At 54.3% G+C, this 17,701-nt stretch carries 15 protein-coding genes and 1 pseudogene; 5 read left to right on the top strand and 11 right to left on the bottom strand.

Features of this window, described 5'->3' with window-relative positions:
- Window positions 1-98: 98 nt before the first annotated feature.
- The 5 genes from HUE57_RS03550 (at window position 99) to ntrC (ending at window position 5,997) form a co-directional block, all read left to right on the top strand.
- A complete protein-coding gene (locus HUE57_RS03550; protein ID WP_174672723.1) occupies window positions 99-1,307 on the top strand; it encodes a class I adenylate cyclase in 1,209 nt (402 codons plus the stop codon).
- Window positions 1,199-1,462 carry a hypothetical protein gene (locus HUE57_RS03545; RefSeq protein ID WP_174672477.1) on the top strand — a complete coding sequence of 88 codons (264 nt, stop codon included), beginning with the start codon at window positions 1,199-1,201 and terminating at the stop codon, window positions 1,460-1,462. Before HUE57_RS03550 ends, HUE57_RS03545 begins: the two co-directional genes overlap by 109 nt.
- A gap of 77 nt (window positions 1,463-1,539) precedes the next feature.
- The gene (locus HUE57_RS03540; protein WP_420885706.1) at window positions 1,540-3,222 is read left to right on the top strand and encodes a class I adenylate cyclase; all 1,683 of its coding nucleotides are present in this window, start codon (window positions 1,540-1,542) and stop codon (window positions 3,220-3,222) included.
- A gap of 293 nt (window positions 3,223-3,515) precedes the next feature.
- Window positions 3,516-4,586, top strand: a complete 1,071-nt coding sequence (gene glnL / locus HUE57_RS03535; protein WP_236725748.1) for a nitrogen regulation protein NR(II) — start codon at window positions 3,516-3,518, stop codon at window positions 4,584-4,586.
- Window positions 4,579-5,997: a nitrogen regulation protein NR(I) gene (ntrC, locus tag HUE57_RS03530; RefSeq protein WP_078484600.1), complete on the top strand. Its 1,419-nt coding sequence runs from the start codon at window positions 4,579-4,581 to the stop codon at window positions 5,995-5,997. The genes glnL and ntrC overlap by 8 nt, the downstream gene beginning before the upstream one ends.
- A gap of 121 nt (window positions 5,998-6,118) precedes the next feature.
- Here ntrC and HUE57_RS03525 read toward each other — a convergent pair whose 3' ends face one another.
- From HUE57_RS03525 to HUE57_RS03475, 11 genes and pseudogenes are all read right to left on the bottom strand, one after another.
- Window positions 6,119-8,140, bottom strand: a complete 2,022-nt coding sequence (locus tag HUE57_RS03525; RefSeq protein WP_174672721.1) for a DUF6701 domain-containing protein — start codon at window positions 8,138-8,140, stop codon at window positions 6,119-6,121.
- Entirely contained in the window at window positions 8,085-8,693 is a 609-nt protein-coding gene (locus HUE57_RS03520) for a hypothetical protein (RefSeq protein WP_174672720.1), read from the bottom strand. Before HUE57_RS03520 ends, HUE57_RS03525 begins: the two co-directional genes overlap by 56 nt.
- Before the next feature lie 632 nt (window positions 8,694-9,325).
- Window positions 9,326-9,784 carry a hypothetical protein gene (locus HUE57_RS03515; RefSeq protein ID WP_174672719.1) on the bottom strand — a complete coding sequence of 153 codons (459 nt, stop codon included), beginning with the start codon at window positions 9,782-9,784 and terminating at the stop codon, window positions 9,326-9,328.
- Window positions 9,781-10,596: a PulJ/GspJ family protein gene (locus HUE57_RS03510; RefSeq protein WP_078484603.1), complete on the bottom strand. Its 816-nt coding sequence runs from the start codon at window positions 10,594-10,596 to the stop codon at window positions 9,781-9,783. The genes HUE57_RS03515 and HUE57_RS03510 overlap by 4 nt, the downstream gene beginning before the upstream one ends.
- 7 nt (window positions 10,597-10,603) lie before the next feature.
- Window positions 10,604-11,050, bottom strand: coding sequence for a prepilin-type N-terminal cleavage/methylation domain-containing protein (locus HUE57_RS03505; protein WP_236725749.1), 447 nt, complete (start codon window positions 11,048-11,050; stop codon window positions 10,604-10,606).
- Window positions 11,050-11,514, bottom strand: a complete 465-nt coding sequence (locus HUE57_RS19530) for a prepilin-type N-terminal cleavage/methylation domain-containing protein (RefSeq protein ID WP_174672718.1) — start codon at window positions 11,512-11,514, stop codon at window positions 11,050-11,052. The genes HUE57_RS03505 and HUE57_RS19530 overlap by 1 nt, the downstream gene beginning before the upstream one ends.
- 12 nt (window positions 11,515-11,526) lie before the next feature.
- Window positions 11,527-13,452: an O-antigen ligase family protein gene (locus tag HUE57_RS03495; RefSeq protein ID WP_236860747.1), complete on the bottom strand. Its 1,926-nt coding sequence runs from the start codon at window positions 13,450-13,452 to the stop codon at window positions 11,527-11,529.
- A gap of 114 nt (window positions 13,453-13,566) precedes the next feature.
- Window positions 13,567-13,923 (bottom strand): type II secretion system protein, encoded by a 357-nt coding sequence (locus HUE57_RS03490; RefSeq protein ID WP_078484606.1) that lies wholly within the window; start codon window positions 13,921-13,923, stop codon window positions 13,567-13,569.
- A 186-nt stretch (window positions 13,924-14,109) separates the two neighbouring features.
- Window positions 14,110-14,685: a hypothetical protein gene (locus HUE57_RS03485; RefSeq protein WP_135622282.1), complete on the bottom strand. Its 576-nt coding sequence runs from the start codon at window positions 14,683-14,685 to the stop codon at window positions 14,110-14,112.
- Window positions 14,686-14,715: 30 nt separating this feature from the next.
- The gene (locus HUE57_RS03480; protein ID WP_236860675.1) at window positions 14,716-15,975 is read right to left on the bottom strand and encodes a type II secretion system F family protein; all 1,260 of its coding nucleotides are present in this window, start codon (window positions 15,973-15,975) and stop codon (window positions 14,716-14,718) included.
- Window positions 15,947-17,699, bottom strand: a pseudogene (locus tag HUE57_RS03475) (GspE/PulE family protein). The gene HUE57_RS03480 and the pseudogene HUE57_RS03475 overlap by 29 nt, the downstream one beginning before the upstream one ends.
- Window positions 17,700-17,701: the final 2 nt, after the last annotated feature.

The raw sequence follows: 17,701 nt of genomic DNA, 5'->3' as shown, positions 1-17,701 counted from the left end.
CTATCTAAAGCCCGGTATTCTGAACGCCTAATTAAGTAGCACCTACATGCACGGATTACGCATAGTGGCCTGCGCAGAGAGACCTCACAGCCAAATCGATGAGCACCCTGAAGAAAAAGAAGCTGCGCGATGGCGATACGATCGACTACAAGGCCGTCCGTCAACGCTTTCAGCTGCTTAATATCTCGCGACTACAGCGACTCCGAGATGCGCTGAGGTCACGCCAGCAGCCCTTTATCGATATTCTGCCGCTGCTGTTTCATATCAACCACCCTCTACTCCCCGGCTATATTTCTAAAGAGACTCCCGCGGGCGTCTACGATTTCCAGCCCACCAAAGCGATCGTCGGCTCCACCAAGAAGTTATTCAAAGGCTTTGAACACAAACGACGCGCCCTGCTGCGCCCCTACATTCAGTCGATCTTCGTCATGGGCAGTAGCGGTACCATCGCCTACTCCGACAAAAGCGACTTCGACTTCTGGCTCTGTTACACCCCCGATCTAAGCGAAACACAGATTGCCGAACTGCAACAGAAGGCGGAGGCGATTGAGAAGTGGGCAGAGACACTGGGGCTTGAGGTCCACTTCTTCCTCATGGATGCCGAGAAGTTCCGTAGTGGTGAGAAGTCTGAACTCTCTAAGGAGAGCAGCGGTAGTGCTCAGCACAACCTGCTGCTTGATGAGTTCTACCGCACCGGCCTGCACATCGCCGGTCGGATTCCGATCTGGTGGCTGGTCCCACCCGAACATGAGCACGACTACGACAACTACACACAGATGCTGCTACGCCAGCGATTTGTAAAAGAGCACGATGTGATCGATTTTGGTGGTCTGAGCAGAATCCCTGCGGAGGAGTTCATCGGTGCCGCACTCTGGCAGCTCTTCAAGGGCATCGACTCTCCCTATAAGTCGGTACTGAAGATCCTGGTGATGGAGGCCTACGCCAACGAACACCCCAACATCGATCTACTCAGCCTGCGTTACAAACGCGCCGTATTTGAAAACGTCACCAGCCTTGATGATCTTGACCCCTATGTGATGATGTATGAGAAGGTGGCTGAGTATCTGGAGATGGAGGGGGATCGTCGCGAGCTGGCACGCCGCTGCTTCTACTTTAAGGTCGACCTACCGCTCACTCACCACCGCCACGCCAAGACGTGGCGCCATGAACTGCTACGCGAGATCACCCAGGACTGGGGATGGGGCGAAGGGCATGTTGTTCTGCTCGACTCACGCCCGGATCGGGGAGTCGCTATTTTGCGGAAGCATGTTTTGGGCATCAAGCCCAAGCAAGCGGCAAATACTTAACGCGACCGTTTATGCCTACGGCGCCCCGACCGTCCTGCGTTCGTTGCGTAATCACCTCTTCGCGGCTCTACACAACTCCCTCAGTGACTCTACGCCGACATAAAGCCGCTGCTGCATCTTCTTCGTCGTTCGCTCGCGCTCTCAACTACGAATAGGCAGACGGCGTCGACTATCGCGGACTAACCGCCTTCGCTTCGCTATCCATGGCGGTCAGCGGTGGAAGATCGACCAGGTGCTCAAGGAGCGCAAGATGCTGGTCGACGAACTGACTCTCAGCTATCGCATGCTCTCGGCACTGATCCGTGAGCATGCCGACGATGCCCACATCAATCCTTCAGATCTCAATATCCTGGGGCGAAAGATCTATGCCGCCCTGGAGCGTAAGGCGGGCAAGGTTGAACTGGTCAATCCTGGTATCTCAGAAGATCTGAGCGAACCTCACCTCACCTTCCAGCAGAACTGCGACGATAAGGGTCTCCACACCTGGTCACTCTATCTCACCCTGCCTGGCACGGCACGGCTAGCTGACACACCCGTTAAACGCGCCAGCAGTCTGCTCGAACTGCTCGCCTGGTGTCACTTCAACCATATCGTTACCCGGCGCACGATGTTCACTGTACAGACCGAATCAAGCCACCTGACCGAGAAGGAGCTACGTGCCACCATTGAGGCGTTTTCGCGCAACTTCCCCAAGGGCAAGCTACCCAAATCAGACCTCGACGACCTGGCCAAACCGGCACAGGTGCGTGCCGCTGCACTGTTTGTGAACATCGGCTTCGATCCGCTCGCAACCACCCACCTGATGGGCTCCCACCTGACCACTGGCCGTACCGATGCGCTCAGCTTTGGTGCCACCTGGGAGAACCTGGCGCTACACTTCGACCAGATCACCGTTAATAGCTGGCAGGAGGTGCATACCTATCGGGCCAGCGGCAACACTGCAGTGCTGCGAAGCCTGTGTAAATATTTTGAGAACTCTCCGATCTCCGCCAACGAACCACCGGCATCGATCTCGGTCTACTCGCTCTCATCTGCACGCGGTAACTCGATCGCACGTCGTATCGAACACCTCTACCACGACGTCTCGGAGTGCTATTTCTCACCAGGAAGCGTCACCAACTCACGCTACATCCTGCGCATTAAGGATCGTTTCTACATCCTCAGCGCCAAGAACGACCGCCTCACCTTCGAGTCAGCCGGACTGGTGGACGACCTGCTGCGCGCACTCTCAGCCACACAATCCGAGTTCAGCCCGATCATCGTCGACCGCTACACCTTGAAGGAGTCGCCACTACCGCTGCTGTTCAAGGCCAACAAACGCAACGCAGTGCAGTTCTTCTATCAGGTCCACGATGGAACCGCTGAGATCTATGTGCTCGATGAGCGCGGTTCACTGTTCCACCAGGAGCTTCCCTTCCACGACAGCGCCACACTGCTCACTCAATACCAGTGGTTCTTCGATACGGTACTGCCACGTCTCAGCTTCATGATTAGTGAGCAGACCGGCGAGGCCGGTTTCCAGGGTGATGTCTCGCTCTACCAGATCGTCAAGAACACCAATACCGGCGAATTCCGGCTTGAACCACGCAAGGTACCGCACTCTGCCGGCGTTCATCGCTACTTCAACGTACAGGTAATCGGCGACCTGATGGATGATCGCCCCGTCTTTACCATCTACTGTGACGATCGTGAGTTCTCCAGCCTGGAACACGGTGACGCCCTCTTTCAGGAGGTGGCACGCGACATCTTTGATCGGCGCAGCAGCGGTGAGGGCTACCCGATCTACATCACCGATATCGACATCTCAAAGGCGATGATCAGCGATAGCGGTGTCGACTCACTGCAGACAATTCACTATCTCAACCACAAAAAACGCATCGAAGAGCGACTCAACCAGGCACTCAACGCCCTCTAATCGGGCAGAAGAGAGACGCTTTTCAGCACCAGCGCCCGCTACACCCCATTCACTCCTCGCTCTCGTTTAACGACAGCCCATGCACCATTACTGAACAGATCACCATAGACCTGAGAGCGGAATGCACTACTATTGTGCATAGCAAGTCATGCGATCTTGCCTATTAGGCACTAATTCAACCGGACAACAGCTGTTACTCATTGTTTATCTTGGATATTTAAACAATATAGCTTTTAGGGCCATGGATCGCACCGACTGGTTTGTTTCTTGCTAAATAGGAGTGCATGGGAGAGATGGACGAACAATCACGTGAGATCGCATTTCGCGCTACCGAGAATCTGACGGTGGCGATGATGGCGCTCGATAGCGACATGCGCCTCACCTATATCAATCCCGCCGGCGAGAACCTCTTCGGTGTCAGCGCACGTAAAGCGATCGGCATGGCGCTCGAGTCACTACTGCCCGGCTACACCCATATCCATGAGAGCCTGCGCCAGGCACTGACCAACGACCAATCCTTTAGCGAACGTGAACTACCGCTAGTGATCGCGGGTAAACGCCAGGTCACCGTCGACTGCATCGTTACCCCGATGCAGGAACCGAATCAGCAACCGATGCTACTGGTCGAGTGGTTACTGCTCGATCGCCACCTGCGTATCAGCCGCGAAGAGAACCTGATCGTGCAGCACAACGCCACCAGTGCACTGGTGCGTGGCATGGCCCATGAGATCAAAAACCCGCTCGGTGGACTGCGCGGTGCCGCGCAGCTTCTCGAGCGTGAACTCAACAGCGCTGAGCTGAAGGAGTACACCACCATCATCATTGAGGAGGCCGACCGACTGAAAAACCTGGTCGACCGGATGCTGGGACCCAACCAGCTGCCGCGTCTGCAGGATGTCAATATCCACCAGATCCTCGAGCGGGTTCGCACCCTGGTTGCAGCGGAGGCCCCCGCATCGATCAAGATCGAACGCGACTACGACCCCAGCCTGCCCGATATGATCGGTGATAACGACCAGCTGCTGCAGGCACTACTCAACATCGTGCGCAACGCCGTACAGGCACTGGGTGAACGTGGCACCATCACCCTGCGCAGCCGCATCCAGCGCCAGTTCACCATTGGTCAGAAGCGCCACAAACTAGTGATTCGTCTCGATATTGTCGACGACGGCCCGGGCATCGCTCCCGAGCTGCTGGAGAGCATTTTCTACCCGATGGTGACAGGACGCGCCGAGGGTACCGGGCTGGGACTCTCTATCGCCCAGACTCTTATTAACCAACACCACGGGCTCATCGAGTGCACCAGCGAGCCCGGCAACACCATCTTTACACTGCTGCTGCCACTGGAGCCGGACAATGAGTGATCAGAAAAACATTTGTGTAATCGATGACGACTACGGCATCCGCTGGGTACTCCAGCGCGCACTCAGCCAGGAGGGCATGCAGGTCACCAGCTTTGAGAATGGCACCACCATCGAGACGGAGCTGGAAGCAAATACCCCCGATGCGATCATCACCGACATCCGCATGCCCGGTATCGATGGCCTTGAACTGTTGCAGCGTATCCGTGAGCGCCATCCCAATCTACCGGTGATTGTTATGACCGCACATTCCGATCTCGATAGCGCCGTGTCCGCCTACGAGGGCGGAGCCTTTGAGTACCTGCCAAAACCCTTCGATGTCGATGAGGCAGTCGCTCTGGTAGAACGCGCTGTGGAGCATGCTCGCCAGAGCACCGCTTCAGAATCGGCCCTTGCCCCCCAGGAGAGCACCGAGATTATCGGTGAAGCCCCAGCAATGCAGGAGGTGTTTCGGGCCATCGGTCGCCTGACCCGCTCCAACATCACGGTATTGATCAACGGTGAGTCGGGGACCGGAAAGGAGCTGGTCGCAGCAGCACTGCACCGTCACAGCCCACGCGCCGACAAACCGTTTATTGCACTGAATATGGCAGCAATTCCTCGCGATCTGTTTGAATCAGAGCTGTTTGGTCACGAACGCGGTGCCTTCACCGGCGCTCAGGGTTCACGCCAGGGACGTTTTGAACAGGCCGATGGTGGCACCCTCTTCCTCGACGAGATCGGTGATATGCCGGCCGAGCTGCAGACACGCCTGCTGCGCGTCATCGCCGAGGGCGAGTTCTTCCGCGTCGGTGGCCACACATCGATCAAGGTCGATGTCCGCATCATCGCCGCCACCCACCAGGATCTGGAGCAACGAGTGCGCGAGGGCCACTTCCGTGAGGATCTGTTCCACCGTCTCAACGTCATTCGTATTCACATCCCCTCACTGCGTGACCGGCGTGAGGATATTCCACGTCTCGCCCAACACTTTCTGGCACGCGCCGCCAAGGAGCTCGATGTTGAGGCGAAGCTGCTGCGCCCTGAGGTGGATCGCTACCTGTCGCAGATCGACTGGCCCGGCAACGTACGCCAGCTGGAGAATACCTGCCGCTGGCTGACCGTGATGGGCTCAGGTCGCGAGATCCATATGGATGACCTGCCACCCGAGCTACGCCACGATACCAGCGGTGACGAGAACAGTAATGACTGGATCGGTGCGCTACAGCGTTGGGCCGACCTGCATCTGGCGGCCGGTGAATCGGATCTTCTTGATATGGCGGTGCCCGCCTTTGAGCGCACCCTGATCGATGCGGCACTGCGCGAGACGGGTGGGCGTCGTCAGGATGCGGCCAAGCGCCTCGGCTGGGGGCGCAATACCCTCACGCGCAAGCTCAAGGAGCTGGGGATGGACGGTAACGAAGAGAGCGCCTAGCCGGTTTGTCCAACAGGTACCGGAGTCGATACCGACTCCGGTACCTCAGTAACTGCCAGATCGATAAAAAAGGGTGGACAACAGAGTTGTCCACCCTTTTTGTTTCCACTCGAGTAACAGGCTAGTAGATCTCTTCGATATAGATCTGACGATCACTACCTGTGTAGATACCGAAGCGTGCGGTGCCGGTCGGGTTATCATCATGGCTGCCGTCACCATCCCAGTCATACTGCAGATAGCCGAGTCCCGCCCCACCCGTCCCGTTGGTGCAGGTCTCGAGACAGTACTCGAGATCGACGCTGCCGGTATTGCCCGAACCCGGTGCCGATAGACTCATGCCGCTACCCGTTCCGTCGCTCAGCGTACCGCTACCACTCAGGGTCGGCTCACCACTAGTGGTGGGTAGATTATCGGTGTAGTTATCGAGTTCGCCATAGGTCGAGTTGTAGAGCGAGGCATCATCCCGGTCGTTGGTAACAAAACCACTACCATCGAAGTATTCTGCCTGCAATGTGACCGGCAGTGGCAGTGACTCATGGCCGGTGGTATCGACCACGTTGAGCCGACCGAGGAGTATATCGGTTGAACCAATCTCGGCGTGGTCGTTGGTGGAGTTGCCATTCACATCGAGATCAAGCGTCGATGGATCGAGTGTTACGCCATCACCATCTGATGGTATTACGCCAAACAGCAGCCCCTCATAGGGGCCATCAGGCGAACCAAGTTTGTTAAGAGCCACCTCAGCAGAAACCGTCACTGTGCCACCACTCCATGTTCCTGATGAGGTTCCTACATCAACTCTTGAGGTCATGTCGGCTCCTCCCACCGGATCACGTGCTCCGATACCGAGGTCACCACTCGCGGTCGGATCCAGCTTCGCGTAACTCCCTTCGTAGTTCTGTGTTGTCTCTCCCTGTGCATTGACAGCAGTAAGCGTGAAACCGAGCTCCAATGCCTCATCCATATAGGTGAAGTCTGCGGGAATCGTCGGTGCCAGATCCGAGCGGTTGGTCAGCGTCGGTGCCGAGAGGATAAAGCGATCGGGGATAAAACGCCCCGCCTCACCCGAGGTGGTACCGGTGATATCGGCCGATGCATCATCCCGGTAGTTGTTGGCATTGGCCTGAAAGGTCACACTGCCGACCTCGTTGTAGCGTGCGTTGGTCAGCAGTGCCACACCGTCACTAAAGTCTGAGGCCGATGCACTCGTGGTGGTACCGGCATCGCCATAGACCTTGGTGTCGTCACTACTGAAGTAGACGTTGCCGAGCGTACCGCCCGAACCGGTGTCGGGTGATGAGGGTGCCACGGCGCTGATGTCGGTATCCCAGGCGTAGTTCTTGGTCACCGTACCGTCACTGCACTGCGCCACCACCTTGAGCTGAAAGGCGTCGCCCGCCACCTGGCTCGGTGCACCCGAGCTACCACTGTTATTCAGTGCGGTGGTGCCATCGCTCTTGAACGACTCGACCTTGAAACTCTCCGGTGCCACCACGAAGCTCTCTGAGCTATCGCTGAGCGTGATCGCCGGGTCTGGGCTACTCGCCGCCAAGCTTAACTGTGCATGGAGAGCAATCTCACCGGCATCGCTATAACTGGCGGTGAAGTTGGCGACACCCGAGCCATCGAAACGCAGGGTGCGGCTGATGTAGTCACTCACCGAGTCATCGGGATTATCGGCGATCGAACCACTGTTGAGTAGCGTAGTGCCGTCGGTATCGAGGGCACGGATCGTCACCGCGTCGTTCTTGTCACCATGGCATGTGGTCGGATCGACACAGGCGTAGGCCATGTCGACTGCCAGATCGCCCGTCACACGCGCCACGCAGGCACCGGTCGAATCATCGGTACGGATTGCACGTAGCGTCATGGTCGCAGAGTTCTCGCAGGAGGTCTGGCTTGTAGTGCTACTGAAGAGCAGCGCTGTATTGACAAACTGCAGTGCCGGATCCTCGCTGGCATCCTCGCTCGCCGTGCCGTCGGTCACATTGATATTGATGTGAGGTGAGGTGGTTGCGGTGGTCTCGGTCAGATAGAAGGTGGTCGACGTCTCGGTGCCGGTGAAGGTGTAGGTCGATCCGCTACCGCTATCGACCAGTGGCGAGGTGGTCAGGGTGATTTCGGTTCCGGCCGCCGGTGCCACTGCCGCATGGGACGCATCGTGTGCCGTCACCGTCACAGGTAACCCCGACGCCCGCGTGTGAAATAGCGTAGTGATCCGGTCCCGAAGCCTCGGTGAAGGTAACGGTACCAACGTGGTCGGTAATCGTTGCACCGCCTGCCGAAGTGTCAGAGACATTGACGAAGAAGTCGAAGTAGTCACCAATCGTCGCACCGGCGCCAGTCGGTATCTCTACCGTTACCTCACTCTCCCCAACGCCGATCGAGACTTCAAAAGGCGCAATCTGCGTGCCGACCTCGGTATAGTCCCCACCCGCCGAGGTGGCCGTTCCATCGATCGTGTAGAACTCTAGGTCGATCTGGGCCGTCGCTGGTGCATCAAGGGTAAAGGTGATCGTCACCGTATCGCCCGGTGCGACCGATTGATCCTCAAAACTTAACGCCGGTACGGTATCACCCTCGTTCGATGCGTCCTCCGTCGGGTCTTCCGCTGCTGATGTTTCATGGTCCCAGTCACCGGTACCGTCGGGTATACGGAAAATAAACTTGGCGCTGTTTCCAGGCGCAGAAAACACCGAATCGTAGGGAGGTCATCGCGGTCACAACTTCCATCCTCCTGAGGACTGTAACCAACACTAACGTAGTCAATTACCTTGCCACCACCATCTCGAAGAATCGCATCAAATCCATTCTTGAAATGCATATATTTACCGATCGTGCCATTCTTAAGCACCAACCAAGGCAGCACGCTATTTTCAGTAAAATCAGCAATAGTTATTTCACTACCAATTGGACTGCTGCAGCCATCCGTGTCATTTGGCCCTGGGCCATTGCGCTCACATAATCTCACCGTCCAGTTCTTGTATGTGTCGTATTCAATGGAAGTATCGAGAATTTTCACCTCAACAAAACCGGCAGCACTGTAATTGGCATTTGTATTGTCTCGAAAAAATTCGTTTAACGTCGCCAAACCCGCATAAGATGAGCAGTCTGCTGCGTATGCAGAACTACCGATAGCTGCACTTCCCGCAACAATTAATAGAACCGGTAGCAGGATTCGGATAATGTAATTTGTAACAGACGTTCTCATAACCTGAATAATAGTCTCCGACATCTCCGTACAGCGCACATCTCACCTGACTCAATGTAACGCACGTATAGCTTTCATCCACCACACGGCTCAATCAAGTGTCTATTTGATCACACTTTACGGCGCATCAGTCACCTTCGCCTTCATTGAACGCGAAACATATCCGAGTGAACCGATCGCTCCAACACCCAGAGCCGTTTTATAGGAGCGTGCCTCGACGATAAAAATCGAATCAGGGTCGTGTGGCATCTCCGTGTAACCACTGGGGCTACAACTGAGCGACACGCTAAAACCGTCGAGCGCACCGGATGAGTAGTTGGTTACCTGGCCATTGACCGTACCGCTGCAGGCAGAAGCCGAATCGACGGCCACATTATCGAGCTCAAGTTCGCTGATCGCCCACTCCAGACCACCCTTTGCAGCGTAGTAGGCACGCGAACCTTCAACGGCATTAGCACCCGAGATATGGAAACCACTGCTGATGCTGACCATGTAACCACCCACTGCCGCAAGCACTACCATCAGAAAGATGGCACCGATCAGTGAGAAGCCTTGCTGTTGATTAGACTTCATCATGGCACGTTATCCACCCGCACCTGATGGAGCATGGTGACGCTCTCACCTCCATCACTCAGTGTTAGCGAGAGGGTCACCAGCGCGGCCTGACCGGTAGAGCCTGCATCGTAACTGATGGAGCACGCTGTCAGATGTTTGGTCACCACCACGCTGCTGCCCGAGGGCTGCGTTGAACCGATGGAGTAGCTGGCATAACGGCGTAGCGTTTCATTGGCGGTGTCACAGATATAGCTGACCGGTGATGCATCGACCACATAGAGACGCTGGCGTGGTGACTCGAAGGCAAACTGAAAGGCACTGCTCAGCGCAATGTGGTCACTTGTTCCATCGTCGGTAATGGTGACCTGGGTGGCCGCCGGGGTAATGACATTGGCATTCTCATAGGCACTCGCCCCTGAGATTCCCAGGTTGTAGATCACCAGCCGATAGTCGGTTGAACTGGTTACAGGCGGAGTGAGATTGGTGAACTCACCGATGGTGTTGAACTCGTCATCATCGGGATTGAAGCGGAGACGTTTGCTCTGATTTCCGGGTGGGCCGAGGCGATATCGCACCGCATCGACGGTGTTGATCATCTCCAGCGATGGCCCTGTTGAATCGACTCGCACACTGTTGGGCAGTGCTCGACGAATATCGCGCGCGATGAGTCTGAGCGCTGAATCGGCGGCATCGACCAGCTCGGCACGGCGTGTCAGATCGAGATAACCATCGATCGGACGCTTGATCACCCCCGCCAGCACAGTGGCAATAATTCCAGTGATAATGATCACCATGATCATCTCGATCAGGGTAAAGCCTGCACAGCGCCTCATTGTCAGACTAGAAGCTGCCACGATAACCACTCACATCAATAGATAGTCCGGTTGCATGTGAGACTGTCACATCGACGCATTTCATCGTTGCACCACTCACCGTTTCGGTCGCGACACTTACCGCCACGCTGTATCCCGAAAGCGATGTTATGGGGCTTCCGAGACTGTTGACCGGGGTTGAATCGGATACGCCGTTGTAGTCGTCGACATCATCGAAGCTAGTGCGTGCCGACTCACCATCACTTCCGTCCGGATCGTCATACGACTTCGAGAGGATCTCCTCGAGATAGGCCTCGGCAATTGCCACCGCCTGTGTCTGCACCATTGGGTCGGCGCTATGCATAGTGGTGTAGTCCATCACCTTCAACACACCCACCACCGAAATCGAGATAATCACGATCGCCATGATCGTCTCAACCAGCGTGAAGCCACCTTGATGCAGAGAACGCCTCACTACAGTCTCTCCACATAACCGCTGGTGGCATGCACGGTAAAGGAGCGACCATCAATAGAGAAGGTGTGACTGGTACTGGTACCACCCGATGCATCAAAAACGATCGTGGCAGGATTGGAGATCGAAACACCGCTCGGGGCGGCATTGCTGTACTGCCCGGATGCCGAGTGGTGAGGCACATCGGTTGAGAAGGTTGGTGATAAGGCAAAGCAGTTACCAACGCTGCTAGGCATCGAGAGCGCATAGCTCGAAGCCGTCACCTCCAGCTCTACCTTGCAGTTGGTCGCGATTGCCAGCTTCTGTCCATAACGCGCCGCACCTACCAGTTCATCAAAGAAACCCATTTCATCAAAATCTGTGATTGATGGCAGTCTTGGAACTGCCACAACAGCTACAATTCCAAGGAGAATTATAACCATGATCAACTCTATGAGAGAGAACCCTCTGTTTTGTATTACACACATTTTCATATCGTATTACGGAAGCTTCGCCACGAAGTTAACAAACTCTCCTCTTCTCTTCCCAATCCTCATTCTGATTTTCTCTAACAGCTGCTCAGCCTTGTGCGCCTCCGCAACATGGCCTGCCTCGACTCTACCACTAACTATTTTTTCCAGATAACTCTCAATATTGACTGTACTCTCATAGTAGTAACGGCCCCACCCATCTTCAAGCAGCTTGAATGCATCTGCACCGCGACCCAGCGACTCCAGATAGTCGGCATAGTTTAACCGCGCCGGGAGATAGGCCGGGTTATTTTCCAGTGACCGTTGAAAGTTATGCTCAATAACCGCAACTGAATACGCTTTTGTTGAATTTCTCATTAACTGAGCCCGATAAAAATAGTTCTCCCATCTAATCGGAAACTTCTCTTCTGCCCGCTCTAGCTGCACAAGTGCAAACTCAATCACACGATCTCTATTGTCAATAGTGACACTCTGCTCTCTCAGTGCCCTATCGATCTGTCTGGCTATTAAAATCTCTGGCCGATCTGTAAACGGAAACAGCTTACCAGCCTCACTGATTTTGAGGATCGCCTCACCCGCGTTGTCGCTATCATTAATATTATTCAGCCGGTATTCGCTAATGGTTAACAGAGTCAGCCATGTCACCGCTAGAAAAATAATTACGTAACTTATTAGCTGACCACTATCACTCACGATGCTTTTACCTTCAGAAGCAATACCGATCAGTGGCGCGCCACGTTCATATCCGGTCAACCAGCCGATATAGAGGCATACAATTATCAGAATTGAAATCAGATAGAAATTAAATGTAAACAGGCTATGTATTGATACGGCCAAGACTGCCGCATAGATACCAGCAGCTTCATAACGGGTCTGTTTGTCTATTCTTAGAACTCTCGCTGCCTGTTTGAACAGCAGAGTCGCAGCAATAGCTAGCAGAATGACAGCAACAGGACCGAGCTCGACCAGCATCTCCAAATAGTCATTATGGACGTGCTGACCTGCCGATCTCTCCTCATTTTTCTTGTGCGACGGATAGGAGGCCCAGAACGTTCCCCATCCTGAGCCAACATATGGGCGCGCCTTGTACATCTCCCACGCAGCATTCCAGATATCGGTTCGATCTGAAAGCGCTGTCGTTGCAGTTGTGTTCACGGCAACGACGGTCTGTTCAATACGATCGGTCAACGAGCGTTTTTGAATCAATTCCGCAGCAACAAACCCGACAGCCAGACATATGATCAGTGCTATTTTTTTTCTAAAGCTCACCTCTCTTAAAACATAAAAAACAAAGAGTAGAGCAATCGTTAACCCTAGAAGCGCTCCCCGGCTTTGGCAAAGAAAGATGGTTAACGTCAAAAGGGTAATCACTATGCCTTTGACAACATCCTTTCTGAGGGATCCTTCAGAAAAGAAGGACGATATAACCGGCAACACCATCAGACTCATCAGCGCCGCGTTACTGTTTGTATTAATAAACAACCCTGTCGGGCGGCCTGCATCTAAAATAACCGTTTGAAAAACACTTAAAACCGCAAGCAGAACGCCACAAACCATCAACAGATACGCCAGCAATGACCTCAGGCCGACAGACATAGATGCACCGAATATCATGGAAAATAGCATCGCCATTGGCAGCGCCATCAAAAGGTATGTTGTGGATGGCGCAACACTCCACAACACCGAGATGGCAATCCACACAGTCAAAGCCATGAAAGCGACAAGTGGATATTTTAGATTTGCAAGAATTGAGGCGGGAAAATAGCCCTTTGATGAAATGAGTGCCGAAGCGATTAAGAGAAGCACGGCTATCGACATAAAGTCGAAACGCACCCCACCGGTAAATTTCAGACCAAAGTAGAGTGATACCACAAAAAATATCGAAGCGATCCACTCGTTAGGCCTCACATTAATTAATCTGTCTTTAAACTGCATCAATAGAGTGTTTTCTCAAAGACCTAACAATGTGCCATGCACTATATTCGTAACAATATCGTTTCAGAATCAAAAGGGCCTTTCGGCCCCTTTTAAATTCGAAGATTCACTAGATCAAGGTGAAGGATCAGTGATTGCAATACTGCGATAGCTCGACGAATAACCCGAGGCACTTGTTACTGTGCAATCGGGTGCTGTACCAGCGTAAGTCAGGCCGGTAGGAATATCCTGCATGGTACCCGCTGCATCATCACAATCAGCAACGGTTGTGCAATCGGCATGATCCGCTTTACATGCAGCATAGTTAATGGCCGTTCCCGAGCTAAGCGCTCCAGCAACTCCATCTATCGATGCCTGCTCCGCCTGATCGCTCAGATCGACGAACTTTGGCAGTGCTGTTGCTGCCAGAATTCCCAATATTACGATAACCATGATCAGCTCGATCAGGGTAAAACCACTTGCTCTTCTCATCCTCATCTCTCCCAGCCCTATTTGGGTTCTATATATCTTAATTTGTTATCTTGAAATGCTATTAGTTCAACAACGGGCGCTATACCGCATAGAAGCTATGGCCCGATACTAGCGCAGCGCTACAACGCATAGCAAGAACATTTTCCTGAAAAATTATGATGCTAGGGCATCTTAATGTGAACGACTCTAGCTTTTCTCGCTCTCCAACCAGCGGTATCTATCGAGCACCTGCAGTGAGATCGCTCTCACCCGTTCACCCGCATCGTGGCTACCGTTTCGATTATCGTCCTCATAGTCGAGCAGGAGCTGTAAACGGATCCGCTTCGGTCCGGTAAGCGTGCTCTCAAACGCCTCGTCAAAGAGGACACGATAGACCAGCATCCGTTGCTGGCGGTCGAAATACCAGCGGTGGACCGGGATTTCGGTTGGCGTGAGCGTGTCGCGCTCACCGATGTAGTTCCACGGCAACTTACCAGCTACGATCCCGGCATCCGGGTCGTTGCCGAGCAGACTCATCGGATTGACTCGATCGAGCCTCGCCCATCCCATCGCCCCCTCTTTAACCACAATCGACGTCATTCTCGCTGCCAACGCACTCTTTAGCGAGGCGATCAGATGCTCGACACCGACTCGCTCAGCGCTCATCCGCAGTGTCCAGATTCGATCGGTAGCCACCGTGATTAAGACGCCCAGCAGCACCAGAATCACCACAAACTGGGTGGTCGAGGCACCCCGCTCTCTTCTCGATTTAATAGCGCTCAATCCGGCAGACTCCCTTGCCCAGGTGATGGCTCAACGCTTGGCAATCTGGGTCAGATCCCACATCGGCAGGAAGATGCCGAGTGCCAGAATCAACACCAGAATACCGACTGCTACGATCAGAATCGGTTCGATCGCCGAGCTAAGACTCTTCAGGTCGTAGTCGACCTCTCGCTCATAAAAACCACCCACCTCATCAAGCAGATCGTCGACCGCACCGGTCTCCTCGCCGACGGCGATCATCTGTAGCACCAGCGGCGTAAAGAGTGAGGTAGCGGTCGCAGTGCGCAACAGTGAATCACCACGCTCGATGCCGTTTCGCATGCTATTGATGCGTTCCGAAACGAAGCTGTTATCAACTGCGCGCGCAACGATAGTAAGTGCCTGCACCAGCGGTACGCCGGCCCGGGTGGTCATCGCAAAGGAGCGAGTGAAGCGCGCCAGAGTGGCGCGCATCAATAGGCCTCCCACGAGCGGCAGACGCAGCTTGCGCCGGTCCCAACGGTAACGCCCCTGCTCTGTTTTTAAGTAAGAGCGCACAGCAATAATCGTGACTATCAGCAAACTCAGGATGTAGGGCCAGTAGGCGACCGTGAAGTTTGAGGTGTTGATCAGCAGTGATGTCTGCCACGGCAGATCCATATCGAATTTTTCAAAGACACCTGCAAAAGCGGGAATCACAAAGATATTCACAATACCGATTGCGATGGCGATGAAGATAATGACAAAGGTCGGGTAGCGCATCGCCGCCTTCACGCGGTCGCGGGTATCCTTCTCCATCTCCAGATACTGCGAGAGTTTCACAAACGCCTCATCGAGTTGACCAGTGTTCTCACCCACCTTCACCATATTTACCATCAGGGTGGAGAAGATTTCAGGATAGGTGGCCATTGCAGTGGAGAGTTCTCGGCCGCTCTCAAGATCGGACTTCATGCGATGCAGTGACTCGACCAGCTGTGCGTTACGTGATGTCTCAGCAAGGCCGGTAATGGCCCTTATGATCGGTACACCCGCCTTGGCCAGGGTGTACATCTGGCGACAGAAAAGGATCAGATCATCGAGTTCGGGACGGCCGATACCGAGCTTGCGCTTGAGATCAGCCAGTACATCCTGCTTCTCCGCCACCTCATCGATGCTAATCGGAATGATGTCGCTATTGAGCAGCTGTGAGGCGACCAGTTCGCTCGAAGCAGCCTCCAGTTTTCCCTCAACCGCCTCGCCACGTTTGTTGCGGGCCTTGTAGTGAATGTCGTCATCGCTCAGTCTAGTCCTCCACTTCCGGTGCTGGCTCAACTACTACCTGCTGTAGCGGTTCGATCTCATCGATTTCACCCGAGACGCGCACTACCTCCTCAAGACTGGTAATACCTTGGCGTGCATAGTCGAGCGCATTAAAGGCTAATTTGCGGTAATCCTTGTTGGCTGCCGCTGCCTTGGCAAAGCCGCTCGAGTCGTTACGTCGTAGTGCATCGGCAAGCGGCTCGTCGATCTCCAGCAGTTCGAAGACGCCTATACGGCCGCGATAACCCGTATTGTTACAGTGTGGACAGCCAGACCCTTCTTGAATTCAATCGCCGTGAAGGCCTCTCCGAGCAGATTACGTAGCCAAACTCTTTCATGTGCATCGGCTCGTAAGAAGCACTGCAATCGCTGCAGATTCGTCTAATCAGACGCTGCGCCAGGATCGCTTGCAGTGCGGTCGCGACCAGATACCCCTCGGCACCCATATCGATCAGACGGTTGGCGGTACTGACCGCATCATTGGTATGTAATGTGGAGAGAACCAGGTGGCCCGTCATCGCGGCGCGCAGTCCAATCTCGGCTGTTTCGGTGTCACGCATCTCGCCGATCAGAACCACATCGGGATCTTGACGCAGTGCGGTACGTAGAACACCCGCAAAGGTGAGGCCGATTTTTGGATTGACCTGCACCTGGTTGATACGCGGCAGTCGGTACTCAACCGGATCCTCAACAGTGATAATCTTGGTTTCTGGTTTATTCAGCTCACTCAACGCCGCGTAGAGGGTGGTGGTTTTACCACTACCGGTCGGCCCTGTTACCAGCACCAGGCCGTGAGGTTTATTTACATTCCTGCGCATGCGATCACGTATCGCATCGGGCATACCGACTTCATCGAGATTGGCCGTACCACCTGATTGGTCGAGCAACCGCATAACCACCGATTCGCCATACTGGATCGGCATGGTCGAGACACGTACATCAATACTCTTCTCTTTAATACGCACATTGAAGCGCCCATCCTGCGGCAGGCGTTTCTCTGAAATATTAAGATTGGCCATCAGTTTCATGCGCGAGACTAGTGCCGAGGCGATGCGCTTCTCATTCATCACCTGCTCCTGCAACACACCATCGATGCGTTGACGAATGCGCAGCACACTCTCGTCGGGCTCGATATGGATATCGGAGGCACCCGCCACCACCGCATCCTCAAAGATCGTCTGCAGAAGTCGCACTACCGGTGCCTCGCTGACATCGGAGGTACTGGCTAGCTGCGCCAGATCGATATCGGTCTCGGTCAGCTCCTCGCCTAGCTCCTCGGCAATACTGCTGATCTCATCGGTACGGCGGTAGACCTTGTCGATGGTGCTCATCAGATCCGACTCACGCACCACGGCCTGACGGATCGGCTTTTTCAGAATTCGAGAAAGATCATCAAAGGCGAAGATATCGAGCGGATCGGCCATACCGACCAGACACTCACCATTCTGCTCATCGAGCAGCAGCGCACGGAATCGACGCGCGTAGATTTCAGGGAGTTTACGCACCATCTCCTGATCGAAGCGGTACTGGCGAATATCGACAAAGGGGATCTGTAACTGTTGGGATAGAAACTTGAGCATCTGATCTTCGGTGATATAACCGAGATCGATCAATGCTGCGCCCAGTTTACGACCGCTCTTCTTCTGTTCAGAGAGTGCAGTCATCAGCTGCTGTTCTGAGATCGTCTTACTCTCAACCAGCAGGTCACCGAGTCTGATTTTTTTAGGTGCCGCCATCT

The sequence above is a fragment of the Candidatus Reidiella endopervernicosa genome, assembly GCF_013343005.1.
In the GTDB taxonomy this organism is placed as follows: Bacteria; Pseudomonadota; Gammaproteobacteria.
The sequence above is the reverse complement of the archived record's forward strand: the minus strand, read 5'-3'. Positions and strand labels throughout refer to the sequence as shown.